This is a genomic window from Sphingomonas sp., from assembly GCF_035910975.1.
Classification (GTDB): Bacteria; Pseudomonadota; Alphaproteobacteria; order Sphingomonadales; family Sphingomonadaceae; genus Sphingomonas.
Map to the genome: position 1 here is coordinate 1,208,275 of NZ_JAMHWM010000029.1, position 24,061 is coordinate 1,232,335.

The 24,061-nt window shown below is 68.8% G+C and carries 22 protein-coding genes; 15 read left to right on the forward strand and 7 right to left on the reverse strand.

Annotated features, from left to right (window positions below; all coding sequences use genetic code 11):
- The first annotated feature begins 9 nt into the window (after nt 1–9).
- The 4 genes from VYI76_RS12205 (at nt 10) to VYI76_RS12220 (ending at nt 2,924) form a co-directional block, all read left to right on the forward strand.
- Nucleotides 10–360, forward strand: a complete 351-nt coding sequence (locus VYI76_RS12205) for a hypothetical protein (protein ID WP_326525003.1) — start codon at nt 10–12, stop codon at nt 358–360.
- Nucleotides 357–1,433: an alpha/beta fold hydrolase gene (locus tag VYI76_RS12210; protein ID WP_326525004.1), complete on the forward strand. Its 1,077-nt coding sequence runs from the start codon at nt 357–359 to the stop codon at nt 1,431–1,433. The genes VYI76_RS12205 and VYI76_RS12210 overlap by 4 nt, the downstream gene beginning before the upstream one ends.
- On the forward strand, nt 1,430–1,951 hold the full coding sequence (locus tag VYI76_RS12215; RefSeq protein ID WP_326525005.1) for a GNAT family N-acetyltransferase: 522 nt from the start codon (nt 1,430–1,432) through the stop codon (nt 1,949–1,951). The genes VYI76_RS12210 and VYI76_RS12215 overlap by 4 nt, the downstream gene beginning before the upstream one ends.
- Nucleotides 1,952–2,138: 187 nt before the next feature.
- On the forward strand, nt 2,139–2,924 hold the full coding sequence (locus VYI76_RS12220) for an esterase/lipase family protein (protein ID WP_326525006.1): 786 nt from the start codon (nt 2,139–2,141) through the stop codon (nt 2,922–2,924).
- A 19-nt stretch (nt 2,925–2,943) separates the two neighbouring features.
- Here VYI76_RS12220 and VYI76_RS12225 read toward each other — a convergent pair whose 3' ends face one another.
- The 3 genes from VYI76_RS12225 to VYI76_RS12235 form a co-directional block, all read right to left on the reverse strand.
- Entirely contained in the window at nt 2,944–3,654 is a 711-nt protein-coding gene (locus tag VYI76_RS12225) for a DsbA family protein (RefSeq protein WP_326525007.1), read from the reverse strand.
- Nucleotides 3,651–5,033, reverse strand: coding sequence for a M48 family metalloprotease (locus tag VYI76_RS12230; protein WP_326525008.1), 1,383 nt, complete (start codon nt 5,031–5,033; stop codon nt 3,651–3,653). The genes VYI76_RS12225 and VYI76_RS12230 overlap by 4 nt, the downstream gene beginning before the upstream one ends.
- An 80-nt stretch (nt 5,034–5,113) precedes the next feature.
- Entirely contained in the window at nt 5,114–7,783 is a 2,670-nt protein-coding gene (locus VYI76_RS12235) for an Rne/Rng family ribonuclease (protein ID WP_326525009.1), read from the reverse strand.
- A 513-nt stretch (nt 7,784–8,296) separates the two neighbouring features.
- On the opposite strand from VYI76_RS12235, the gene VYI76_RS12240 reads away from it, so the two are divergent.
- The 4 genes from VYI76_RS12240 to VYI76_RS12255 all read left to right on the forward strand — a co-directional run bounded on the left by VYI76_RS12240 (nt 8,297) and on the right by VYI76_RS12255 (nt 14,086).
- Nucleotides 8,297–9,580 (forward strand): N-acetylmuramoyl-L-alanine amidase, encoded by a 1,284-nt coding sequence (locus VYI76_RS12240; RefSeq protein ID WP_443018933.1) that lies wholly within the window; start codon nt 8,297–8,299, stop codon nt 9,578–9,580.
- A 69-nt stretch (nt 9,581–9,649) separates the two neighbouring features.
- Complete coding sequence (locus tag VYI76_RS12245; protein ID WP_326525011.1) at nt 9,650–12,163, forward strand: penicillin-binding protein 1A; 2,514 nt, start codon at nt 9,650–9,652, stop codon at nt 12,161–12,163.
- A 49-nt stretch (nt 12,164–12,212) separates the two neighbouring features.
- A complete protein-coding gene (gene prfB / locus VYI76_RS12250; RefSeq protein WP_326525012.1) occupies nt 12,213–13,340 on the forward strand; it encodes a peptide chain release factor 2 in 1,128 nt (375 codons plus the stop codon).
- Nucleotides 13,337–14,086: a class I SAM-dependent methyltransferase gene (locus tag VYI76_RS12255; protein ID WP_326525013.1), complete on the forward strand. Its 750-nt coding sequence runs from the start codon at nt 13,337–13,339 to the stop codon at nt 14,084–14,086. Before prfB ends, VYI76_RS12255 begins: the two co-directional genes overlap by 4 nt.
- Nucleotides 14,087–14,089: 3 nt before the next feature.
- Here the strand turns inward: VYI76_RS12255 and VYI76_RS12260 are convergent, their stop codons facing one another.
- On the reverse strand, nt 14,090–14,479 hold the full coding sequence (locus VYI76_RS12260) for a JAB domain-containing protein (RefSeq protein ID WP_326525014.1): 390 nt from the start codon (nt 14,477–14,479) through the stop codon (nt 14,090–14,092).
- A gap of 119 nt (nt 14,480–14,598) precedes the next feature.
- On the opposite strand from VYI76_RS12260, the gene thyA reads away from it, so the two are divergent.
- The 4 genes from thyA (at nt 14,599) to VYI76_RS12280 (ending at nt 17,463) form a co-directional block, all read left to right on the forward strand.
- Nucleotides 14,599–15,522, forward strand: coding sequence for a thymidylate synthase (gene thyA / locus VYI76_RS12265; RefSeq protein WP_326525015.1), 924 nt, complete (start codon nt 14,599–14,601; stop codon nt 15,520–15,522).
- Between the two features lie 89 nt (nt 15,523–15,611).
- Complete coding sequence (locus VYI76_RS12270; RefSeq protein ID WP_326525016.1) at nt 15,612–15,857, forward strand: hypothetical protein; 246 nt, start codon at nt 15,612–15,614, stop codon at nt 15,855–15,857.
- 728 nt (nt 15,858–16,585) lie between these two features.
- Nucleotides 16,586–16,834 carry a hypothetical protein gene (locus tag VYI76_RS12275; RefSeq protein WP_326525017.1) on the forward strand — a complete coding sequence of 83 codons (249 nt, stop codon included), beginning with the start codon at nt 16,586–16,588 and terminating at the stop codon, nt 16,832–16,834.
- Entirely contained in the window at nt 16,831–17,463 is a 633-nt protein-coding gene (locus VYI76_RS12280) for a trimeric intracellular cation channel family protein (protein ID WP_326525018.1), read from the forward strand. Before VYI76_RS12275 ends, VYI76_RS12280 begins: the two co-directional genes overlap by 4 nt.
- Here VYI76_RS12280 and VYI76_RS12285 read toward each other — a convergent pair.
- From VYI76_RS12285 to sppA, 3 genes are read right to left on the reverse strand one after another with little or no spacing between them, the layout of a single operon-like run.
- Nucleotides 17,432–17,830: a hypothetical protein gene (locus VYI76_RS12285; RefSeq protein ID WP_326525019.1), complete on the reverse strand. Its 399-nt coding sequence runs from the start codon at nt 17,828–17,830 to the stop codon at nt 17,432–17,434. The genes VYI76_RS12280 and VYI76_RS12285 overlap by 32 nt on opposite strands.
- A 54-nt stretch (nt 17,831–17,884) precedes the next feature.
- Entirely contained in the window at nt 17,885–18,448 is a 564-nt protein-coding gene (locus VYI76_RS12290) for a GNAT family N-acetyltransferase (protein WP_326525020.1), read from the reverse strand.
- On the reverse strand, nt 18,442–20,328 hold the full coding sequence (gene sppA / locus VYI76_RS12295) for a signal peptide peptidase SppA (protein ID WP_326525021.1): 1,887 nt from the start codon (nt 20,326–20,328) through the stop codon (nt 18,442–18,444). The genes VYI76_RS12290 and sppA overlap by 7 nt, the downstream gene beginning before the upstream one ends.
- Before the next feature lie 144 nt (nt 20,329–20,472).
- Between sppA and VYI76_RS12300 the strand changes: the two genes are divergently transcribed.
- The 3 genes from VYI76_RS12300 (at nt 20,473) to groL (ending at nt 24,028) form a co-directional block, all read left to right on the forward strand.
- The gene (locus tag VYI76_RS12300) at nt 20,473–21,882 is read left to right on the forward strand and encodes an MATE family efflux transporter (RefSeq protein ID WP_326525022.1); all 1,410 of its coding nucleotides are present in this window, start codon (nt 20,473–20,475) and stop codon (nt 21,880–21,882) included.
- A gap of 152 nt (nt 21,883–22,034) precedes the next feature.
- Entirely contained in the window at nt 22,035–22,322 is a 288-nt protein-coding gene (groES, locus tag VYI76_RS12305; RefSeq protein ID WP_326525023.1) for a co-chaperone GroES, read from the forward strand.
- 62 nt (nt 22,323–22,384) lie between these two features.
- A complete protein-coding gene (gene groL, locus VYI76_RS12310) occupies nt 22,385–24,028 on the forward strand; it encodes a chaperonin GroEL (RefSeq protein WP_326525024.1) in 1,644 nt (547 codons plus the stop codon).
- The last annotated feature ends 33 nt before the right edge of the window (nt 24,029–24,061 follow it).

Below are 24,061 nucleotides of genomic sequence, written 5' to 3' on the forward strand. Positions count from 1 at the left end.
ATCGCGTCCATGACGTCCGATCCCGCAAGCTTCTTCCGCGACATGCTGGGCCAGTGGGAGACGATGGCCAACCAGTTCGGCGGCCAGGCGATGCGCACGCCAGAGGCCGCGCGTGCGATGGGGGCGGCGACCACCGCCACCGCGCAGGTGCAGGAAGCGACGCGCGAGGCGATGGGCCGCGCGCTCGCCGCCTACAACATGCCGAGCCGCGAGGAGGTGTCGGGCCTGTCCGAGCGACTCGCCGGTGTCGAGGACCGGCTGGCGCGGATCGAGGGGCTGCTGGTCAGGCTCGCCGGTGACGATGCGCCCGCGCGGCCCAAACCGGCGCGGACCAGGACGCCGGGCAAGGACAAGGCTTGAGCCAGACGGCGACCGCCGATGATCCGGTCGCGGCCGCTTCCCGCGAGTTCGAGCGCGCGATGGCGCGCAACATAAAGGGGCTGGGCTATTTCGCCTCGTCCGCCCCGGTACTTGGCGCCACCCCGAAGGACGTGTTGATCCGTCGCGGCACGATGCAGCTGTATCACTATCGCGCGACGAGCGACGAGGTGTACCGCACGCCCCTGCTGCTCGTGATGGCGACCACCAACCGCGGCTATATCTTCGACATGGTGCCGGGGCAGAGCCTGGTCGAGTTCCTGCTGAACGCCGGGTACGACGTGTTCATGCTCGACTGGGACGTGCCACGCACCGACGAACGACGGCTGGGCATGGCGGATTATGTGCTCGATTTCCTGCCCGCCGCCGTCGCGCGGGTGCTGGAGGAAACCGGCGAGGATGACCTGACGGTCGTCGGCTATTGCTTCGGCGGGGTGCTGTCGCTGCTCTACACGGCGCTCCATGCCGACGGGCCGGCGCGCAACCTCGTCTGCTTCACCACGCCGGTCGATTTCCACGCGATGGAGATGTTCCAGGCCTGGGCCGACCGCCGCTTCTTCGACGTCGACCGGCTGGTCGACGCGTTCGGGCAATGCCCCGCCGACATGCTCTATTCGGCGTTCGACATGCTGCGCCCCGGCGCGCGGCTGGCAGGCAACATTCGGCTCTACGACAATCTATGGAACGACGAATATGTGAAGGGCTATCGCATGTTCGATCGCTGGGCCGCCGACATGCTGCCGCTGGCCGGCGAATATTTCCGAGAGATGACCAAGCAGCTGATGTGGGACAATCGCCTGATGACGGGCACGATGGAAGTCGCCGGGCGGCCGGTCGATCTGGGCGCGATCACCCTGCCCTTCCTGCATGTCGTCGCGGAACACGACCATATCGTGCCGCAAGCCGTATCCGCGCCGCTGATCGGCAAGATCGGATCTGCGGACAAGGAGGAGATCGTGCTCAAGGGCGGGCACGTCAGCCTGGTCGCCGGCGCCAACGCGCAGAAGCGGCTGTGGCCCCGCCTCGACCAGTGGCTTCAGGGGCGGTCGCTGTGATCCGCGCCTTCGCCCCCGATGATCGCTCGGCGATGCTGGCGTTCGCGCAGGGCCTGCCCGAACACGACCTGCTGTTCCTCGGCCGCGACCTGCGCCACCCACGGGTGATCGAGGCGTGGGCAGCGGCAGTCGCCGAGGGGGATATCGACAGCCTGTTGTTCGAGGAGGACGGCCGTATCCTCGGCTCGGCCGCGCTGGTGCGCGATCCTCTCGGCTGGTCGGGCCATGTCGGCGAAGTGCGCGTGCTGGTGGCGAGCGACACGCGCGGGCGCGGCGTGGGCCGTGCGCTGCTTTCCGAAATCATCCGGCTGGCGGAAGCCCGCGGGCTGCGCAAGCTGGCCGCGAAGATGACGCCCGACCAGTCGTCCGCGATCGAACTGTTCGAAACCCACGGCTTTCGCGGCGAGGCTATGCTGCGCGACCAGGCGATCGACCGGCGCGGGCAGCTTCACGACATCGCCATCCTCAGCCTCGACATGATGCGGATGGCCGAACGTCAGGCGGCGTTCGGGGAATGAGCGTTTCAAACATTTCGTTCGGGCTGAGTTTGTCGAAGCCCTGCCTTTCTTCGAGCGACAGGTACGCGGTGCGAAAGAAGGACAGCCCTTCGACAAGCTCAGGGCGAACGGGTTGAGGTGAGGGAAAGAACAGCGGCTGTGAACCGTTATGTCGCGGCGCAGCAATCGGAAGGATACAGATTTGGCGATGACAGATGGCGATACGGTGCCTGCACCGTCTAAGTTCCTGGCGCTGACCGAGCTGCCGCGCGCGCTGTTCGAGCTGTCGACGCTGCCGTGGGCGCTGCCCGCGCTGATGGCGGGTCCGCGCGGCGACGGCCATCCGGTGCTGGTACTGCCCGGCTTCATCACCAGCGACGTGTCGACCGGCATCCTGCGCCGCTTCCTGACCGCCAAGGGCTATGACGCGCACAGCTGGAACCTCGGCCGCAACCTGGGGCCGAAGGCGATCGGGCGCGAGGGCGAGAAGCTGATCGCGCGGCTGGAGGAAATCCACGCCGCCACCGGCCAGAAGGTCAGCCTGGTCGGCTGGAGCCTGGGCGGCGTGATGGCGCGGCTGCTCGCCAACTGGCGGCCCGATCTGGTGCGGCAGGTCATCACGCTCGGCTCCCCCTTCGGCGGCGACCCGAAGGCATCGAACGTGTGGCGCACCTATGAAGCGCTGACCGGCGACCGTATCGAGGGCGAGACGACCACCCGCCTGCGCGCGCAGAGCGCGGTCGCCCCGCCGGTGCCGACCACCGCGATCTTCACCAAGGCCGACGGCATCGTCGCGTGGCAGAATTGCCGCGAGGGCGAATGCGACACGACCGACAATATCGAGGTCTATGGCAGTCATTGCGGGCTGGGCGTCAACCCTGCCGTGCTCCACGCCGTCGCCGATCGCCTCGCGCTGGCGGAAGGGGAATTCGTGCCCTTCGAACGCAAGGGGCTGGGCCGCGTCGTCTATCCGTCGAGCGGCCACCGCCACTGACGGGCCGCTCGGCCGGACGTCAGCCCTTGGCGCGCGCGGCCTTCACCGCCTCGCGCAGCTGATCCTCGCCGATCGCGCCGGAAATGACGCGGTCGCCGATCACCCAGGCGGGCGTGCCGGTGATCCCTACCGCGCCGGCGGTGCGCAGGTTCCTGTCAAGCTCTGCCGCCACCTGCGGCGATCCCACAGCGGCGCGGGCGGCGGCGATGTCCAGTCCGGCCTTGGCGGCCGCCTCGGCGATCGTCGCGTCACTGGGCCGCCCGGCGGCGAACAATGCGTTGTGGAACGCCAGGAACTTGCCCTGCTGCCCCGCCGCCAGCGCCCAGGCGGCGGCCGTGCGGCTTTCCGCCGACAGGATCGGCAGCTCGCGATAGACCATCCGCACGCCCTTGTCCGACGCGATCAGCCGCTCGATCTCGGGCAGGCTGGCGCGGCAATAGCCGCAGGCATAGTCCATGTAGGTGACGACGGTAACGTCGCCCTGCGGGTTGCCCGCGATCATGCCGGGCCACGGATCGAAGATCGCGGCACGGTGCTGCGCGACCAACTTGCCCGTCTCGCGCTCCTGTAGCCGCGTCATCGCCTCGGGGATCACCTCGGGGTTCGCCAGCAGGTAGCCGCGCACGTCGCCCGTCGCCGGACGCAGCATCTGCAGGCCGAACGCCGCCGCGCCGCCCAGCGCCCCCGCCGCCAGCAGCAGCAGGGCGAAAATCCAGGGTCGGATCGTCACCGCCGCCGCTCCCGCCGTCGTTCGTCTTCCCAGGCGGTTTGCGAGACCATCAAAATATCCTGTGCGCGGATCCAGTCCGATGTGCCCTTGGGCAGGCCCGCCAGCGCCGCCCGCGACGACGCGAGCGCCGTGCGCGTATCGCCGGTCAGATTGGCGCGTTCGGCGGTGGCGAGCGCGGTGCGCGGCACATCGCCCTTGCGTTCGTAGACGGTGCCAAGCTGGATCCAGGCCCAGGGATTCTCGGCATCGCGCTGCACCGCCAGCCGCAGCACCTTCTCCGCCTCCGGCAGGTTGGCCGGATCGTCGGTCGCGACCAGCGCGTGGCCGAATGTGGTGGCGATCAGCGGCGCGTCGCGCGACGCCCTGGTCGCTTCGCGCAGCGGGGCTAGCGCGCCGTTGGGGTCACCACCCTCCATGACGATCTGGCCCTGGAGTTCGAGGATATAGGGATCGTGCGGCAGCGCCTTGACCAGCGCCGCCGTCTCCGCCTTCGCCTGATCCGGGTAACCCGACAGATGATAGGCATAGGCGCGCGCGTAATGCGCCGGCACCGACCGGTCGCTGAGCGGATATTTGACGAGTGTCTGGCGCGGATCGTTGACATAGCCGCGCAGCTTCGCCTGCACCCGCTTGAACCGCGCCTCGATGCCCGGATCGGACGGCGTGTTCCAGTTGGGCGCGCCGCGCGTCACCTGATCCAGCGCCGCCATCCGCTCGCCCGACAGCGGGTGGGTGCGGTCGTAGCTCCCCTCGCTCTGGGTGATGGCATAGCGATATTCCTGGTTCTGCAGCTTCTTGAAGAAGGTCAGCAGCCCGCGCCCGGTGATACCGGCAGTCGCCAGGTAGCGCGCGCCGGCGGCATCCGCGCTCGATTCCTGCACGCGGGTGAAGGCCAGGAACTTGCCCATCGCGGCGCGCTGCCCGGCGGCCAGGATGCCCGCGCCGGCATCCCCCGCGCCGGCCGCGATCGCCGCGACGCCCAGCACCAGGCTGAGCAGCGAGACGCCCATCGCGCCCTTGAAGCCTGCGTCCTGCAGGACGATGTGGCCGTTGGCGATATGGCCGACCTCGTGCGCGATGACGCCCTGCACCTCGTTTGCGGTGTCGGCGGCATCGATCAGCCCGGTGTGGAGATAGACGGTCTGCCCGCCCGCCACAAAGGCGTTGATGCTGGGATCGCGCAGCAGCACGATGCGGACGTTGCGCGGGGACAGGCCGGCGGCGGTGATGATGTCCGCCGACATGTCATGGAAAAGTTGTTCCGTCTCGGCGTCGCGCAGCATCGACTGGGCGTGCGCCGGCTGGACGGCGAGCATCGCGGCCACCACCAGTGCGGCCAGCGCCCGGCGCATCGCCTCTATCATCCGCTTACCCGCCATTGCCAGCGCTCCGTGCCGCCGCGCGGCTGAACCTCGCCTGAAGCCGTCCCGCCGCACGGGCGGCGGGACGGCTTCCGGGATCAGGCACCGAAGGTCCGCTGCCACCATCCGCGGCGCGGCGTACCGGTGCCATCGTCGAGTTCGGCATCATCGGCGCCTATATCGGCAGCAGCGTCAGCCGAGTCGCCTTCCGCAGTGACGCCGGTTTCGGCTTCGGCCGGGGCAGCCACCGCCTTCTTGCGCGTCGTCCGGCGGCGCTTGGGCGCTTCCTCGACCGGTGCTTCAGGGGCTTCGGCGGCGGGCTCCGCTTCCGGGGCGGCCTCGACGACGGGCACGGACGCTTCGGCAGCGACGGCCTTGCGGCGCGTGCGCTTCGGCTTGGCCGGCGCTTCTTCGGCGACGGGCTCGGGGGCGACCTCGACCGGAGGCTCGACGGCAACGGCCGGAGCCTCGGCATCAGCCTTGCGGCGGCGGGTGCGCTTGGGCTTGACCGGCGCCTCGGGCTCGACGGCAACCTCGTCCGGCGCTTCGCTCACCGGCTCGGCTTCGACCTCGCCGGCATCGACCGCGACCTCATCGGCGGCCTCGCCGTCGATGTCCCGCGCGCTATCGCCACGACGACCGCCGCGACGGCCGCGTCGGCGGCGCTTGCGACCCTCGCCATTGCCTTCCTCTCCGGCTTCGACCTCGACGGCCGGCGCGTCCTCGGGCGCGGCGGCGGCATCCTCGGCGTCCTCGCCCTCGGCGGTGGCATCGGCATCGGCGTCGGTATCGCCACGCTCACCCTCGTCGCCACTCCGGCCACGACGGCCGCGACGGCGGCGGCGGCGGCGGCCACGGCCCTCGCCCTCATCCTCGGCGCGTTCGCGACGCGGAGCGCGGGCCTCGCGCGGCTCGTCTTCGCCCTCGTCCTCGTCCTCCTCGACCTCGTCATCCTCGTCCTCGGGCAGATCGTCGTCGAAGTCCTGCATCGGCGCATCGAAGCGCGGCGCGTGCGCCGGCGGCGGGCCGCTCGCCTCGACCGACATGCGCGCGCCCTCGACCTCGCCGTCGGACATCACCTCGACGGTGACGCCATAGCGGTCCTCGATCTCGGCGAGTTCGGCGCGCTTCCTGTTGAGCAGGTAGAAGGCCGCTTCCTGGCTGGCGCGCAGCGTGATGACGGAACCACGCCCGCGCGCCGCCTCGTCCTCGATCATGCGCAGCGCGGAAAGACCCGCCGACGACGCGGTGCGGACGAGGCCGGTGCCCTCGCAATGCGGGCACTGGCGGGTCGACGCCTCAAGCACGCCGGTGCGCAGGCGCTGGCGGCTCATCTCCATCAGGCCGAACGAGCTGATGCGGCCGACCTGGATGCGCGCGCGATCGTCCTTCAGCGCCTCCTTCATCGCCTTCTCGACCTTACGGACGTTCGATCCGTGATCCATGTCGATGAAGTCGATGACGACCAGCCCCGCCATGTCGCGCAGGCGCAACTGGCGCGCGATCTCCTGCGCGGCTTCCAGGTTGGTCGCGGTCGCGGTCTGCTCGATATTATGCTCGCGGGTCGATCGGCCGGAGTTGATGTCGATCGAAACCAGCGCCTCGGTCGGGTTGATGACCAGATAGCCGCCCGACTTGAGCTGGACGACCGGGTGGTACATCGCCGAAAGCTGATCCTCGACGTGCGCGCGCTGGAACAGCGGCACCGGGTCGCTGTAATGCTTCACCCGCCGCGCGTGGCTGGGCATCAGCAGCTTCATATATTCCTTGGCCTGGCGATACCCTTCCTCGCCCTCGACGATCACCTCGTCGATATCCTTGTTGTAGATGTCGCGGATCGCCCGCTTCATCAGGTCGCTGTCGCCATAGACCAGCGCCGGCGCGGCCGATGCCAGCGTCGTTTCGCGGATGCCGTCCCACAGGCGGGCGAGATAGTCGAAGTCCCGCTTGATCTCGGTCTTGGTGCGCTGAAGGCCCGCGGTCCGGACGATGCAACCCATCGACGGCGGCAGCTTCAGCTCCGCCATGATCGTCTTCAGCCGCTTGCGATCGCCGGCATTGTTGATCTTGCGGCTGATCCCGCCGCCGTGCGCGGTATTCGGCATCAGCACGCAGTAGCGGCCGGCGAGGCTGAGGTAGGTGGTCAGCGCCGCGCCCTTGTTGCCGCGCTCTTCCTTGACGACCTGGACCAGCAGCACCTGGCGACGACGGATGACGTCCTGGATCTTGTAGCGGCGGCGCAGATTCATCCTGCGCTCGCGAAGCTGATCGACCGCGCTGTCGTTGGCGTGGCCTCGGCGACGGCGGCGACGCGGAGCGCCATCGCCCTCGCCGTCCTCGTCGCCATCCGCATCGCTCTCGGCGGATTCGCCGTCCTCGTCCTCGTCCAGATCATCGTCGGGCGCCTGCTCGACGTCGCCGCCCTCGTCACCGTGGAACTCGTCCTCGGCCTCGGCGCGCAGCGCGGCTTCCTCGGCGGCGTGCTCGGCCTCCTCGCGCAGCAGCGCGTCGCGATCCTCCTTGGGGATCTGATAGTAATCGGGGTGGATTTCGCTGAACGCCAGGAATCCGTGGCGATTCCCGCCGTAATCGACGAACGCCGCCTGCAGCGACGGCTCGACGCGCGTCACCTTGGCGAGATAGATATTGCCCTTGAGCTGCTTGCGCTCGGCGGACTCGAAATCAAATTCCTCGATTCGATTCCCTTTGACGACGGCCACCCGGGTTTCTTCCCGGTGGCGGGCGTCGATCAGCATACGCATGGTCATGAAAAAGTCTCCGGGCGCGCGCCGCTCCGTAGGGAGGGCGTGGCGCGCGCGATTGTGAAGCCCGCGATGCCGGCCGGGGCCGATGCGTCGCGGATGAAAAAGCGATGGTTACGAATGCGTCTGCTGTCAGTGCATGCACGGAGCCTTGGTCCAGTGCGCCGCTCGCGCCCACGCGACCGCCGGGGGCGGTTCGGTGGAGGCGGAGCGGGATATGCCTCATGACAGCGTCAACCTGAGTTAGCGCGCGGCCGGTCGGCCGCGGACGATCTTCGACGGGGTCGGAAGGCGTGCGCACGGCATGCCCCCTTGTCGCCGACTTGGGGTGCCTAGCATCGTCCTGCCACCCCGGCAACCGCCGCGGCTTCGACGATCCGTTCTGAAGCCCGTCCGGCAAGTCCTTGCAGGATTGCCGGCAAATATATGCCGAACGGCAAATTAACCGCATAGCGCAACCGTGTTTTGGCAAGCCGGCGGCTAGCGGACGGGGCTACACCAAAGGGAACTGCCTCGTTCATGTCTTTTGTCTGGACCGCTCCCGCGGCGACGCGGCATAGGTCGTTCGTGCTCACGCTCCTCGCCCTCGTCGCCGGCCTGTTCGCGGGCGTGCCGAGCTGGGCGGGCGCGATCCGCGACATCAGCATCAGTGGCGATCGGGTCGTCCTGCGCTTCGACGATCGCGTGGCGGAGGCGAGCGCCTTCGTCCTGGCGGGGCCGCAACGGATCGCGATCGACGTGGCGGGCGCGCGGCCCGGGGCGCGCGCCGACGCAGCCGGGCCGGTGGCCGGAGTGCGCCAGGGCTGGCAGGATGGCGGCGCGCGCGTCGTGCTCGACCTCGCGAAACCGGCGATCGTCACCGAAGGCAATTTCGCAGCCGACGGCCGCACCCTGACGCTCCAGTTGCGCACCGTCGATGACGCGCGCTTCGCCCGCGCGGCGGTGGCGCGGCGCCTGAGTTTTCTCGCCCCGCCCGGCCTCGCCGACGCGCGCCCGCGCAGCCACAGCGTGGCGATGGCGGTGCCCGCCGCGACGCGCTCGTTGCCCCTGCCGCGCGTCGAGGGCGCCGCCGGCCGGCCGCTCGTAGTGATCGACGCCGGCCACGGCGGGCATGATCCGGGCGCGATCTCGCCCGACGGCAAGCTTCAGGAAAAGGATCTGACGCTTAAGGTCGCCAAGGCGATCCGCGACGAACTGGTCGCCTCGGGCCGCGCGCGCGTCGCTCTGACCCGCGAGGACGACCGCTACCTCGTCCACCGCGAGCGGTTCGAGGTCGCGCGGCGGATGGGCGCGGTGCTGTTCATCTCGATCCACTGCGACAGCGCGGGCAATCCCGACGCGACCGGCGCGACCGTTTATACTCTGAGCGAGATCGCGTCGGACAAGGAAGCCGCCCGCCTGGCCGCGCGCGAGAACAAGTCCGATCTGCTCGCCGGAATCGATCTGGGCGGGGCGACGCCCGACATCTCGTCGATCCTGATCGACCTGACGCAGCGCGAGACGATGAACACATCGGCCAGCTTCGCCCGCGTGCTGGGCCGCGAGGCCAGACCGCTGATCCCCACCAAGGCGAGCTTCCACCGCATGGCATCGCTGCTGGTGCTCAAGGCGCCCGATGTGCCGTCCATCCTGTTCGAGACGGGCTATATCTCCAACCAGCGCGACGCCGATTTCCTCAACTCGCGCGACGGCCGGCAGAAGGTGGCGGAAACGGTGCGCCGCGCGGTGGAAGTCCATTTTGCCACGCGCCTCGCCTCGCGCGGCGGCGGTGGACCCGGCCAGGATATCACCGCCGAGCAGTGATGCGCGTCGGCGGCGCGACCCGCCGCAACCATCTTCCCCCTCGCGCGCAACCTGCTAAACCCGCGCGCAATGGCCGATACCGACACGACCGACCTGAGGCTGCGCCTGCAGCGCGAGCCCGGAACGGAGCCCGGGCGGCTGCGCCGGGCGTGGGCGAAACGCTGGGTGCGCATCCTCGCCTGTCTGGCCGGCGCGGGCCTCGCCGGCATCCTGATCCTGTGGTTCATGGTCGCGCGCGACCTGCCGTCGATCGAGAAGCTCCGCGCCTATGAACCGCCGCTGCCCACCACGGTGCGCGACGGCGCCGGCATGCCGATCCACAGCTATGCCCGGCTGCGCCGCGTCCAGCTGAGTTACGACGAATATCCCGACCTGCTGGTCAAGGCGTTCCTCGCCGCCGAGGACCGGACCTTCTTCGAACATTCGGGCGTCGATTACCCCGGTATCGTCGCCGCGTTCATCACCAACCTGAAGAGCGACAAGCGCCCGATCGGCGCCTCGACCATCACCCAGCAGGTCGCCAAGAACCTGCTGGTCGGCAACGAGGTCAGCTATATCCGCAAGGCCCGCGAAGCCCTGCTCGCCTACAAGATCGAGGATGCGCTGACCAAGCAGCAGATCCTCGAGCTGTATCTCAACCAGATCGAGCTCGGCCGCAACGCGGCGGGCGTGGAGGCTGCGGCGCACGCCTATTTCGACAAGGACCTGCGCCAGCTGACCCTGCCGCAATTCGCCTATCTGGCGATTCTGCCCAAGGGGCCGTCGAACTATACGCCGGAACGCGGCTATGACCGGGCGATCGGTCGGCGCAACTGGGTGCTGGGCGAGATGCTGCGCAACGGCTTCATCTCCCAGGCGCAGCGCGATGCCGCCGTCGCCGCGCCGCTCGGCACCGCGCCGCGCCAGACGCCGAAGTTCGAACGCGCCGGCGGCTATTTCGTCGAGGAAGTGCGTCGCCAGCTGCTCGGCCGCTTCGGCGAAACCGACAAGGATGGGCCGTACAGCGTCTATTCGGGTGGCCTGTGGGTGCGCACGTCCTATGATCCGCGACTCCAGGTCTATGCGCAGGACGCGCTGCGCGCCGGCCTGTTGCGCTACGACGCCGGGCGCGGCTGGTCGGGCGCGATCCGCAATGTGGAGATCGATGGCGATCGATGGCAGCAGGCGCTCGTCAACACCAACATCGGGCTCGATTACCAGGACTGGCAGGCGGCAATCGTGATTTCGCGCGACGAGGGCGCGGCACGGGTCGGCTTCGCCGACGGCGACACCGGCACGCTGCCGCGCGGCAACGCCCAGATGCCGGTACGCGGACAGGGCGGCACCGCCTTCGCCGCGCTCAAGGCGGGCGACATCATCGCGGTCGCCCCGGCGGGCGGCAGCCAGTGGACGCTGCGCAGCATCCCGCGCGTATCGGGCGGCTTCGTGGTAGAAGAACCGGCCACCGGCCGCGTGCTGGCGATGCAGGGCGGGTTCGACAGCCGGCTCGGCTCGTTCAACCGCGCGACGCAGGCACGGCGCCAGCCGGGGTCGACGATCAAGCCCATCGTCTATTCCGCCGCGCTGGCGAACGGCATGTCGCCCGCCTCGATCATCGTGGATGACAGTTTCTGCGTCGATCAGGGCTCGCGGCTGGGCAAGAAATGCTTCCGCAACTTCGGCGGCGCGCGCGGCGCCGGCCCGCGCACGATGCGCTGGGGAATCGAACAATCGCGCAACCTGATGACGGTGCGCACAGCCGCGACCGTTGGCATGAGCAACGTTACCGACATGATCCAGAAGATGGGCGTGTCGACCGAACGCTATCCGCCCTATCTGTCCTACGCGCTGGGCGCGGGCGAGACGACCGTGCTGCGCATGACCAACGCCTATTCGATCCTGGTCAACAACGGTCGCGCGCTCAATCCGACGCTGGTCGATTACGTCCAGAACCGCCGGGGCCAGGTGATCTGGCCTCAGAACTGGCGGGCATGCGAACGCTGCAATGCGGCCGACTGGGATGGCAAGGCGATGCCTCGCCCGACGATCCGCTGGCGCCAGGCGGTCGACGCGATGACCGCATACCAGATGGTCCACATCACCGAAGGCGTGATCCAGCGCGGCACCGCCACCGTGCTGCGCGACCTGGGCCGCCCGATCATGGGCAAGACCGGCACCACCAACGGCCCCACCGACGTGTGGTTCGTCGGCGGCATCCCCCAGATGGTCGCGGGCATCTACGTCGGGTTCGACACGCCGGCGAACCTCGGCGGGCACATTCAGGGCGGCACCTTCGCCGCGCCGATCTTCAAGGCGTTCGCGCAGAAGGCGTTCGAGGGGCTGGAGGTGCTGCCGTTCCGTGCGCCGGCCGGCATCCGCATGGTCCGCATCGATCGCACGAGCGGCCAGCCGGCCTATGGCACCTTCCCGACATCGTCCGATCCCAAGGCGGGCGTCATCTGGGAAGCGTTCAAGCCGCAGAGCGAGCCACGCCGCACCCGCCGCGCGACCGACGACCTGCCCAAGGCCCAGGCGACGCAGGCGGCGCCGGCCGAACGGCCGCGCGACAGCGATTTCTTGCAGCGTGAGGGCGGAATCTACTAGGGCGAGTACCCACGTAACGGGGCAACCCTTCAGTTTCTCGGAGTTTACCATGCGCGCCGAAGCGCAGGCTCATGTCATTACGATCAACGACGCGCTCGCGCTGCTGCGCCGTTTCCTGAACTGGGACGAGGCGCTGCGCCGGCTCGACGAGCTCAACGCGCGCGTCGAGGATCAGGCGCTGTGGAACGATCCCAAGGCCGCGCAGGAAGTGATGCGCGAGCGTCGCCGCCTCGACGAGGCGATCAGCGCCACGCGCAGCATCGAGAGCGAGCTGAACGACACCGTCGAGCTGATCGAAATGGCCGAGGCGGAGGGCGACGCCGAGATGGAGAGCGAGGCGGTCGCCAGCCTCGCCACCCTCGCGACGCGCGCCGAATCGGACAAGGTCAAGGCGCTGCTGGCCGGCGAGGCCGACGCCAACGACACCTATATCGAGATCAATTCGGGCGCCGGCGGTACGGAAAGCCAGGACTGGGCCGAGATGCTGCAGCGCATGTACACGCGCTGGGCCGAACGCCGCGGCATGAAGGTCGAGCTGATCGACTATCACGCCGGCGAACAGGCGGGGATCAAGTCCGCGACGCTGCTGGTGAAGGGCGAGAACGCCTATGGCTATGCCAAGACGGAAAGCGGCGTGCATCGGCTGGTACGCATCAGCCCCTATGATTCGTCGGCGCGGCGCCACACCAGCTTCTCGTCGGTATGGGTCTATCCGGTGATCGACGACAATATCGAGGTGGAGGTCAACGACAGCGACCTGCGCATCGACACCTATCGCGCGTCAGGCGCCGGCGGCCAGCACATCAACACCACCGATTCGGCGGTGCGCATCACCCACCTGCCGACCGGCATCGTGGTGCAGTGCCAGAACCAGCGATCGCAGCACAAGAACAAGGCGGAGGCGTTCAACCAGCTCCGCGCCCGCCTCTACGAACGCGAGCTCGCCGAGCGCGAGGCGGTTGCCAACGCGACCAACGCGACCAAGACCGACATCGGCTGGGGCCACCAGATCCGCAGCTATGTGCTCCAGCCCTATCAGCTGGTGAAGGATCTGCGCACCGGCGTCACCTCCACTGCGCCGTCGGACGTGCTCGACGGCGATCTCGATCCCTTCATGGCCGCCGCGCTGTCGCAGCGCGTGACCGGCGAAGCGGTCGAGGTGGAGGACGTCGATTGAGGCCAGCCGCGGTCCTGACGCTTGGTCTCGCGCTGCTGGCGGCAGGATGCGACGGCGCGCCCGTCGGCATCGCCAACAAACAGGCGGCGGAGCCTCGCTTCCCCGCCGCCGACCGGCCGGTCGCGAAGATCGTCAGCGCCCGCTGGTCGACCGAGGAAGCCCGCGACCGGCTGAACGAGGCCGAGACGGTGATGGACCGCGCCCGCATCGAACCGGGCATGACGGTCGCCGATATCGGCGCCGGCGAAGGCTATTATACCATCCGGCTGGCGAGCCGCGTCGGCGCGAAGGGCCGCGTGCTGGGGCAGGACATCATCCCGGAGGTGCGCGACGCGCTGGCGCAGCGCGTCAACCGCGAGCAGCTCGACAACGTCAGCGTGCGCCTGGGCGAGCCGGACGACCCCGAGCTTCCCGAAAACAGCTTCGACCGCGTGCTGATGGTCCACATGTACCACGAGATCGAGCAGCCCTATAAGTTCCTGTGGAACATGCGGCCCGCGCTGAAGCCGGACGGGCTGGTGATCGTTGTCGACGCCAATCGGTCGACCCAGAATCACGGCACCCCGCCCGCCCTGCTCGAATGCGAGTTCGCCGCGGTCGGCTATGTCCGTGTCGAGCAGCAGACGATGCCGTCGGCGGGCGGCTATCTGGCGATGTTCCGCCCCCAGGGGCCACGCCCCGCGCCGGAGGCGATCAAGCCGTGCCACACCGCCAACACGGCGGCGGGCGCCGCGCCACCCGAATAGTCCCTACAACAGGCCCTTCGCGCGCAGGCTGGTGATTCCGGCGCGCGTCACCACCAGATGATCGAGCAGCCGGATGCCGATGGGTTCGAGCGCGCGCGCCAGCCGCCGGGCATGCGCCAGGTCGTGCGCGCTCGGCCGGGCGTCATCGCTCGGATGGTTGTGCGCGACGACGATACCGCTCGCGCCGAAGCCCAGCGCGTCGATCACCAGCCTCCGGGGTGCGAGATCCACCCAGTCGCGCCCGCCGCGCACCAGCCGCAGGCCGAGCACCCGCCGGTCCCGCGCCAGATAGGCGATCCCGGCCACCTCGCCGTCCGCCAGCGCCAGCCGGCCGAACAGCCTGTGCGCGCACGACAGCCGCTCGATCCGCGGCTCGCCCCCTCCGTCCCCCATCGGTCATGGTCTGGCCGAACCGCCCGGCGGCGGGCCAGCCCAATCGGGTCGGTTTCGGCGCCGTTTCGGACACAATGCAACGCGGTTGTGCGCGCGGCGCGGCGCGGTAGAGATAACGCATGGCCGATCATTACGAAGATCAGTATCTCGACCTGCTGCGCCGCGTCTGGGACCAGGGCGACGAGCGCCACGACCGCACCGGCGTGGGCACCCGATCCCTGTTCGGGCCGACAATGCGCTTCGACCTGTCGGACGGCCGCGTCCCGCTGCTCACCACCAAGCGCGTCGCGTGGAAGACCGCCGCGCGCGAGATGCTGTGGTTCCTGTCCGGCGCGACCAACATCCGCGAACTGGTCGCGCAGAAAGTGCATATCTGGACCGACTGGCCGCTGGACGCCTACCGCCGCGAAACCGGCGAGCAGATCGATCGCGATACGTTCGAGGCGCGCATCCTGGCCGACGACGATTTCGCCGCGCGCTGGGGCGAGCTGGGGCCGGTCTACGGCAAGCAATGGGTCGCCTGGGACACCTACGAACCCGCCGGCGATGGCCTGTTCCGCCGCGGCACGCCGGTGAACCAGATCGCCGAACTGGTCGACGGCATCCGCCGCAATCCCGCCTCGCGCCGGTTGCTGTTCACCGGCTGGAACGTCGCCGAACTGAACGGCATGGCGCTGCCGCCGTGCCACATGACCTATCAGTTCCACGTCGCCGGCGGGAAATTGTCGGGCATGTTGTGGCAGCGCTCGTGCGACCTGGGGCTCGGCTTCGCCTTCAACGCCTTCTCCGCCGCGCTGCTGATCCGCATGCTCGCCCAGCAATGCGATCTCGACGCGGGCGAACTGGTGTGGAGCTGCGGCGACGCGCACGTCTATCTCAACCACGCGCATCTGGTCGCCGAACAACTGGCCCGCACCCCGCGCGGCGAGCCCCGGCTGGAAATCGCACGCCGCCCGGACAGCATCTTCGACTACCGCATCGAGGATTTCGCGGTGACCGGATACGATCCCCACGCGCACATCGCGGCGCCGGTGGCGGTGTAGCACGCGACGCGGGCGGGCGCGTTCGTCGCACACCGATTGACTCCGCCGGCATTGGATTCGACTGTTCCCGCATCTCTAGGGGAAGAACCATGTTCAGCCTGATGCTTCTCGCGATGCTAGCGGCCGGCGATCCGACCGCTGCCGTTCCGGCGCCGGCCAAGCCCGCCAAGGAAGACAAGATCATCTGCCGCTATATCGAGACCACCGGATCGCGCGTGGCCGGCGAGCGCGTCTGCATGGCCAAGTCACAATGGACCCGCGCCGCGCAGGCGACCAGCGAAGGCCTGGGCCGGGCGATCGACAGCTTTTCCGCGCAGGGCGTGAAGGTTCCCTGACCGGCGACGGACTGGCGGCTCGCTGATCTCCGCCGACCGCTATCTGGCCCGCGGCGTCGAGGCGCTCGTCCATAACCGTCATGCTGAACTTGTTTCAGCACCCACCGCACAAAGGGCAGCCGAAGTGCCGTTGGAGGCCTGGCCCCTGAAACGAGCCCGGAGTTCCGACGCGAGATTGGCTGGCTTCAGCTGCGGAAATGGCACGGCCGACACGCGCCACGCCGTCAGACGGCCCGACTGCGCCGGCCCGCTGCCCGCCGTGGCGAGTCCGCGATTTGCTCGCGCAATCGCAAGGCGCCCGCAAAATGAAAGAGGCCGCCGGATGGTCTTTCGACCACCCGACGACCTCCGACATGGTCAGCGGCCGGAGAGCTCCAGCCCGGGAGACCATGCGGGCCTCTGCCTCGATCGACGGGCGGCGTTGATTGGGGGAGGATACCCCCCGCGCCCTGACGGATGGACAATGTCCATCCGCGCGATCGAATTAGAAGCGCGTCTCCCGAACGAACTGAACCGACCCCATCGCTGAACCATGAGACATCGGATCACCTCCTTTCGCTTGTTGAGCACGACGCACCGGACATCCGGCACATCGGGAATGTGAATCGTCCGGCGCGCGCTTTCAAGTCTTGTAATGTGCGGGGAAGTCGTCAGAATCCTTCGGCTCGCGATCGCGGTCGAAATCTCCGGCCTTGCCCGCCGCCCGCACAGCCCCTAGCGCCGCGCCCATGTCCGCCCGCCGCTCGCTCCGTCGCCTTCACGTCTGGCTCGGCTTTCTGGTCGGCCTGCCGATGGTCTTCTGGACGGTCAGCGGCCTGTGGATGGTGGCGCGCCCGATAGAGGAGGTGCGCGGCACCGCATTGCGCACCGCCCCCGCCGAACTCGTCCTGCCGACAGCGATCGTCCCCCCGCCCGCCGCCGCACCGCTGCGCGCGCTGGTGCTGTTGCCACTGTCGTCGCGCCGGCGCCTCCCGTGACCGCGTCCGCGCTCGCCCAACTCGGCCCGGCGCTGCCGTGGCTCGACCTGTTCGGCATCGCCGTGTTCGCGACATCAGGCGCGCTCGCCGCGACGAAGGCGAGCCAGACCTTCGTCACCGCGGCCTTCTTCGCGCTGATAACCGGCGTCGGCGGCGGATCGGTGCGCGACCTGCTGATCGGCGCACCCGTCTTCTGGACGCATGATCCGCTGGTCGGCGTGGTGTGCCTGGGCGCAGCGCTGCTGATCTGGCTTACGCCGCAGAGATGGTGGCACGGACAGGCGCTCGACTGGTTCGACGCGGTCGGGCTCGCCGCCTATGCGGTGTTTGGCGCCGCCAAGTCGATGGCGCTGGGCATCCCGCCGGTTCCGGCGGCGATGATGGGGGTGGTGACGGCCTGCGTCGGCGGCATCATCCGCGACGTACTGGCGGGCGAGCCTTCGATCCTGATGCGGCCCGAACTCTATGTCACTGCCGCGGCACTCGCCTCGGGGCTCTACGTGCTGCTGACGTTCGCCGGGCTGTCGATCTGGCCCGCCGCCGCGATCGCCGCCGGGGCAGGCTTCATGCTCCGCGCGGCGGCGATCGGCTGGAAACTCAGGCTGCCCGCGTATCGGGGGCGTCGCTAGGGGCGAGCAGCCACGCCAGCGCTTCCTTGCGGGTGGCGTATATGCCTATGTCGGCCCGCGCCTCGCGCAGCCGCGCCGCCTGAAGCCGGGCGAGGGCGGACGGCGTGCAATAGGCAACGCGACGCGCCCATAGATGGCGGATCGATGGATCGATCCACGCCGCCTGTATCACGTCCACCGTCGTCCCGGGCGAGACCTTCAGACCGGTGATATCGTAGAGGGTGACGTGCTGGCCATAAGGCGGACCAAACGTGCGCGCGGCCACGCGCACCTCATCGGTCAGTGCCTGGGCCAGGTCCGGCGTGATGAAGCCCGTCACCCGAACGTCCAGCAGCAGTTTTTCCCGATCGACGCGAATCTCGTACATCACACCACCTTAGGCAGAAAGCCCTGCCAAAACCTTGCCCCGCACGGACAAAACTCAACCGCGCACGACCCCGGTCTCGGCGAAGGGGCGCAATTCCGGCGGCGGCACGCGCGGTTCGTTCAACTGGCATTGCCAGAAGCCGACGTCGATCCAGCGCCCCTGTTTGAAACCGATTTCGCGGTACACGCCGGCGCGGCGGAAACCGACGGACTCATGGGTCTTGATCGACTGGTCGTTGGGCAGCGAGATCACCCCGATCGCCTGCGCGAAGCCCTGCGCACGCAGCGTGTCGACCAGCGCCTCATACAGCAGCCGCCCGACACCCTGCCCCTGCACCGCACCCGCGACATAGACCGAGGTTTCGACGGTCCAGCGATAGGCCGGACGATCACGAAACCGCGACGCATAGGCATAGGCCAGGATGCCGCTGTCCGCCTCATCACCCGCCGTCGCGACGATCCACGGATACAGCCCGTCCGACGCCGCCATCCGGGTGCGGATCGCCCGCGCGTCGGGTGCGTCGGTCTCGAAGCTGACGGTGCCGCCCAGCACATAGGGAGCGTAGATGGCGGCGATCGCCGCGGCATCCTCCGGCCGAGCGGGGCGGATCGCTACCATCCCAGCCGCACCCGGATCAAATCCGCCAGCGTGCGGTCGGCGGCGGAAGGCGCGGCGGGCGACAGCGCGGCGCATTCCAGGCAGCGCGCCTGCATCGTCGGCGCCGCCACCAGCCGACGCATGTCCCCCAGCGCCTGGGCGAACAGCGCGCGGCGATCCGCGGCGATCCGCGCGATCGGATCGCGCGCCTGCTCGCCGCCGGTCTCCTCGCTGTCGCGTGTCCACGCCTCGGCCAGCTTCGACGTCCAGCTCGGTTCCTTTTCCAGATAGACGGCATGAACCTTGGCCGGATCGAGCTTCGCGCGGCGCGCCGCCTCGGCGATCGCATCCTCGATCCCGCCGAACCGGTCGACCAGCCCCAACTGGCGCGCGGTGCCGCCGTCCCACACCCGGCCCTGGCCGACTTCGTCGACCCTCGCCGGCGTCATCTTGCGCGCGCCCGCCACCAGGGTGACGAAGCGGCGGTATCCCTGTTCGATGCTCGACTGGATCACCGCGTCGAGTTCGGGGGTGAAGCCGCGATAGACGTCGGGCTGGCCGCTGAGCGGCGTGGTCCGCACACCGTCCGCCGTCACCCCGATCTTCGCCAGCGCATTCTCGAAACTGGGCAGGATGCCGAAGATGCCGATCGATCCGGTGATCGTGTTCGGTTCGGCGAAGATCGTGTCGCCCGCCGTCGCCACCCAATAGCCGCCGGACGCCGCGAGCCCGCCCATCGACACGACCACCGGCAGGCCCTTGGCCTTGGCCCGCAACACCGCCTGGCGGATCTCCTCCGACGCCAGCGCCGACCCGCCCGGCGAATCGACACGCACGACCAGCGCCTTCAGATTGCCCTTGGCCAGCCCTTCGCGCACCAGCCTGGCGATCGTCTCGCCCGCGGCGATGCCCGGTCCTGCCTTGCCGTCGACGATCTCGCCGGCCACGGTCACCACGCCGATCGCGTCGCCGCCCTTCGGCGCGGGGTTCGCCGCCACCCAGTTGCGCAGCGTGATCGCGCGGAAGCTGCCCGCCTCCTTGCCGGTCCCGGCGCCCGCCAGTTCGGTGACGCGGGCGTTGAACGCCTCGCGATCGCCCAGCTTGTCGACGATCCCCAGCTTCAGGTTCATCGCCGCCATGTCGCCGCCCGCCGCGACCACCAGCTTGTCGGGCCGGGCGACCAGATCGGCGATCTGCGCCTTGGGCCGCGCCTTGGCGACATTGCCCTTCCACTGTTCGAACAGCGCGCCGTACAGCGCCTGGTTGGCGGCACGCGCCGGCTCGGACTGGCCGGTCAGCAGATAGGGTTCGACCGCCGACTTGTACTGGCCGACCTTGTAGACGTGGACGTTGACGCCCAGCTTGTCGATCAACCCCTTGTAGTAGAGCTGCGACCCGCCCGGCCCCGTGAACAGCGCGCCACCCATCGGGTTCATCCACACTTCGGATGCGTTGGCCGCGATCAGATAGCTCGAATCCATATAGCCGGTGGCATAGGCCAGCACCGGCTTGCCCGATGCGCGCACGCGGCCGACCGCCTCGGCCACGTCGGCGACCACCGCCGGATAGCCGCCGGCGAAGCGATCGAGATCGAGCACCACCGCCTTCACGCGCGCGTCACCGCGTGCCGCATCCAGCGCGCGTATCACGTCGCGCAGCCGCTGTTCCCGCATCACCTCGCCACCGATCCCGCCGACGCCGGCGAACGGATCGACCTCGGCCGGCTGCTCCACGACCCGGCCGTTCAGGTCGACCACCAGCGCCCCGTCGCCGATCGCCTTGGCCCCAGGCCGCGCGTTGAGCGCGGCGAACAGCGCCCCGAAGAACAGCAGCATGAAGGCCAGGACCAGAAAGTCCTTGATCCCGACCAGCAGCCTCCAGGCCCCCCGAACCAGCTTCACCTTGGCGTTTCCCCGCATCGCAATGACGCCAATTGCCTAGCCGAGCCACCCGGGCAGGGCAACGGGCCGTACCAGGCGCGCAAGGCCGGGCATGACCCGCCGCGATTGCGGTGCGCTTCCCCACGTTCTAGGGCGCGCGCCACCATGGACGTCCTGCCGCCCGCCGCCGCGCTGACCGCGACGCGCCCCGCCACCGCGCGCGGCGAGCTGGGCGCGCTCGTCCGGCTTGCGGGACCGCTGGTGGCGGCGAACCTGCTGCAGATGGCGGTCTATGCGGTGGACGTGGTGTTCGTCGCCCGGCTCGGCGCGCGCGAACTGGCCTCGGCCACGCTGGGCGTGTTCCTGTTCAGCCTGCTCGGCTGGGGGCTGGTCGGGCTGACCAGCGCCTGTGCGCCGATCATCGCCGCCGAACTGGGCCGCCGCAAGCATGCGGTGCGCGAGGTTCGGCGCTCGTTCCGCATGGCGATGTGGCTTGGCGTCGTCGCCTGCCTGCCCGTCATCCTGATCCTCGCGCATGGCGAGACGGCGCTGTTGCTGGCCGGCCAGGACCCGGACGTCGCGCGCCGCACCGGGGCGTTCCTCGATATCCTGCTGTTCGCGACCATCCCCTTCGTCCTGTCGGGCGTGATGCGCACCACCGCCGCCGCGCTCGGACGGCCCGGCTGGGCGATGGCGGTGACGGCGGCCGGCGTCGCCATCGCGATCGTCGCCAACTGGGCGCTGGTGTTCGGCCACCTCGGCTTTCCCGCGCTTGGCCTCGAAGGGGCGGCGATCGCCAGCCTGGTTACGACCATCATCATGGCGGTGGCGTTCGCAGCGATCCTGGTGTTCGACAGCAAGCTGCGGCGCTACCGCCTGTTCGGTCGCTGGTGGCGGGGCGAATGGTCGCGGCTGGGCGAAATCGTGAAGCTCGGCGTGCCGATCGCGCTGACCATGACGTTCGAAGGCGCGCTGTTCGGCGGCGCCGCGTTCCTGATGGGCCTTATCGGCGTGAACGAAGTCGCCGCCCACGCCGTCGCGCTCAACATCGCCGCCGTCGCGTTCCAGGTGCCGTTCGGCATCGCCCAGGCCGCGACGATCCGCGTCGGGCTGGCCTATGGCGCGGGCGATGCCGAATGGGCGGGACGCGCGGGCAATGTCGCGCTGGCGTTGGGCATCGGCTTCATGGCGCTGACGGCGGTGGCGATCTGGCTGGCCCCGCGGCTGTTCGTCGGCGCCTATCTCGATCTCGACGATCCGGCCAACGCCGTCGTGATCGCGCTCGCCGTCAAGTTCCTCGCGATCGCCGCCGCCTTCCAGCTGCTCGACGGCGCGCAGGCGGTAGCGGCAGGCGTGCTGCGGGGATTGCAGGACACGCGCATCCCCATGGTCATCGCGCTCGTCAGCTACTGGGGCGTCGGCTTCGGTACCGCGATCCTGTTCGCCTTCCAGCTTGGTTGGGAAGGCGTCGGCGTTTGGCTCGGCCTCGCCGCCGGGCTGCTCGCCGCGTCGATCCTCCTCGGCTGGCGCTGGGGGGTACGCGAACGGCTCGGCCTCGTTCCGCGCACGACCTGACGCGCCCTTGCCTCCGTGCGTCACGCACGCGTCAAAAATTTGTTCCATCGCCCGTTGACGGCGCCTGGCCCGCTCCACATATCCGCCCGGCTGGCACTCGATTCCATCGAGTGCCAACATGCATTCACTCCGCTTGAGTAAAGGGAAAGCGCATGAACTTTCGTCCGCTGCACGACCGCGTGCTCGTCCGCCGCGTCGAAGCCGAGGAAAAGACCTCGGGCGGGATCATCATCCCCGACACCGCCAAGGAAAAGCCGCAGGAAGGCGAGGTCGTCTCGGCCGGCGCCGGCGCCAAGAACGACAAGGGCGAGGTTTCGCCGCTCGACGTGAAGGCCGGCGACCGCATCCTGTTCGGCAAATGGTCGGGCACCGAGGTCAAGGTCAACGGCGAAGACCTGCTCATCATGAAGGAATCGGACATCCTCGGCATCATCGGCTGAGCGACGTCGATACCTCCACAAGTCTCAACTTTCTCAACTTACGCATTTGAAAGGGTAGCCACATGGCAGCCAAGGACGTGAAATTCTCGCGTGACGCACGCGAGCGGATCCTGAAGGGCGTCGACATCCTGGCCGACGCGGTCAAGGTCACGCTGGGGCCGAAGGGCCGCAACGTCGTGATCGACAAGAGCTTCGGCGCGCCGCGCATCACCAAGGACGGCGTCACCGTCGCCAAGGAGATCGAACTGAAGGACAAGTTCGAGAACATGGGCGCCCAGATGGTGCGCGAAGTGGCCTCGAAGACCAACGACATCGCCGGTGACGGCACGACGACCGCGACCGTTCTGGCGCAGGCGATCGTGCGCGAGGGCATGAAGTCGGTCGCCGCCGGCATGAACCCGATGGACCTGAAGCGCGGCATCGACCTGGCGGTCGCCAAGGTCGTCGAGGACGTCAAGGCACGCTCGAAGCCCGTCTCGGGCTCGAATGAAGTCGCGCAGGTCGGCATCATCTCGGCCAACGGCGACAAGGAAGTCGGCGAGAAGATCGCGGAAGCGATGGAGAAGGTCGGCAAGGAAGGCGTCATCACCGTCGAGGAGGCCAAGGGCCTCGAATTCGAGCTGGACGTCGTCGAGGGCATGCAGTTCGACCGCGGCTATCTGTCGCCGTACTTCATCACCAACCCGGAAAAGATGTCGGTCGAGCTCGCCGATCCGTACATCCTGATCCACGAGAAGAAGCTGTCGTCGCTCCAGGCGATGCTGCCGATCCTCGAGGCCGTGGTGCAGTCGGGCCGTCCGCTGCTCATCATCGCCGAGGACATCGAGGGTGAGGCGCTCGCCACGCTCGTCGTCAACAAGCTGCGCGGCGGCCTGAAGGTCGCGGCCGTCAAGGCGCCGGGCTTCGGCGATCGCCGCAAGGCGATGCTGGAAGACATCGCCGTCCTGACCAAGGGCGAGGTGATCTCGGAAGATCTGGGCATCAAGCTGGAAACCGTCACGCTCGGCATGCTCGGCACCGCCAAGCGCGTCACGATCGACAAGGACAACACCACCATCGTCGATGGCGCAGGTGAAGCCGATGCGATCAAGGGCCGCACCGACGCGATCCGCCAGCAGATCGAGATCACGACCAGCGACTATGACCGCGAGAAACTCCAGGAGCGTCTGGCGAAGCTGGCCGGCGGCGTCGCCGTCATCAAGGTCGGCGGTGCATCGGAAGTCGAGGTGAAGGAGCGCAAGGATCGCGTCGACGACGCGCTGCATGCGACCCGCGCGGCGGTCGAAGAAGGCATCGTCCCCGGCGGCGGCACGGCGCTGCTCTACGCGACCAAGGCGCTCGACGGCGTCGAGGGTGCGAACGAAGACCAGACGCGCGGCGTGGACATCGTCCGCAAGTCGCTGACCGCCCTCGTCCGCCAGATCGCGCAGAACGCCGGCCATGACGGTGCCGTCGTCTCGGGCAAGCTGCTCGACGGCAACGATACCTCGCTGGGCTTCAACGCGGCGACCGACACCTATGAGAACCTGGTCGCGGCCGGCGTGATCGACCCGACCAAGGTGGTCCGCACCGCGCTGCAGAACGCAGCCTCGGTCGCCGGCCTGCTCATCACGACCGAAGCGGCCGTGAGCGAGTTGCCGGAAGACAAGCCGGCGATGCCGATGGGCGGCGGCGGCATGGGCGGCATGGGCGGCATGGATTTCTGATTTTCGACCGGGGCGGCGGTGCCGCCCCGGACA

What these genes read in the sequence shown, in the direction of transcription:
- VYI76_RS12275 (WP_326525017.1), top strand. Translation starts at nt 16,586, where the DNA reads ATGTCCGCCCGCCGCTCGCTCCGTCGCCTTCACGTCTGGCTCGGCTTT.
- groL (WP_326525024.1), top strand. Translation starts at nt 22,385, where the DNA reads ATGGCAGCCAAGGACGTGAAATTCTCGCGTGACGCACGCGAGCGGATC.
- VYI76_RS12285 (WP_326525019.1), bottom strand. Translation starts at nt 17,830, where the DNA reads ATGTACGAGATTCGCGTCGATCGGGAAAAACTGCTGCTGGACGTTCGG.
- VYI76_RS12230 (WP_326525008.1), bottom strand. Translation starts at nt 5,033, where the DNA reads ATGGCGGGTAAGCGGATGATAGAGGCGATGCGCCGGGCGCTGGCCGCA.
- groES (WP_326525023.1), top strand. Translation starts at nt 22,035, where the DNA reads ATGAACTTTCGTCCGCTGCACGACCGCGTGCTCGTCCGCCGCGTCGAA.
- VYI76_RS12270 (WP_326525016.1), top strand. Translation starts at nt 15,612, where the DNA reads ATGTTCAGCCTGATGCTTCTCGCGATGCTAGCGGCCGGCGATCCGACC.
- VYI76_RS12290 (WP_326525020.1), bottom strand. Translation starts at nt 18,448, where the DNA reads ATGGTAGCGATCCGCCCCGCTCGGCCGGAGGATGCCGCGGCGATCGCC.
- VYI76_RS12260 (WP_326525014.1), bottom strand. Translation starts at nt 14,479, where the DNA reads ATGGGGGACGGAGGGGGCGAGCCGCGGATCGAGCGGCTGTCGTGCGCG.
- prfB (WP_326525012.1), top strand. Translation starts at nt 12,213, where the DNA reads ATGCGCGCCGAAGCGCAGGCTCATGTCATTACGATCAACGACGCGCTC.
- VYI76_RS12235 (WP_326525009.1), bottom strand. Translation starts at nt 7,783, where the DNA reads ATGACCATGCGTATGCTGATCGACGCCCGCCACCGGGAAGAAACCCGG.
- VYI76_RS12205 (WP_326525003.1), top strand. Translation starts at nt 10, where the DNA reads ATGACGTCCGATCCCGCAAGCTTCTTCCGCGACATGCTGGGCCAGTGG.
- VYI76_RS12220 (WP_326525006.1), top strand. Translation starts at nt 2,139, where the DNA reads ATGACAGATGGCGATACGGTGCCTGCACCGTCTAAGTTCCTGGCGCTG.
- thyA (WP_326525015.1), top strand. Translation starts at nt 14,599, where the DNA reads ATGGCCGATCATTACGAAGATCAGTATCTCGACCTGCTGCGCCGCGTC.
- VYI76_RS12245 (WP_326525011.1), top strand. Translation starts at nt 9,650, where the DNA reads ATGGCCGATACCGACACGACCGACCTGAGGCTGCGCCTGCAGCGCGAG.
- VYI76_RS12300 (WP_326525022.1), top strand. Translation starts at nt 20,473, where the DNA reads ATGGACGTCCTGCCGCCCGCCGCCGCGCTGACCGCGACGCGCCCCGCC.
- VYI76_RS12240 (WP_443018933.1), top strand. Translation starts at nt 8,297, where the DNA reads ATGTCTTTTGTCTGGACCGCTCCCGCGGCGACGCGGCATAGGTCGTTC.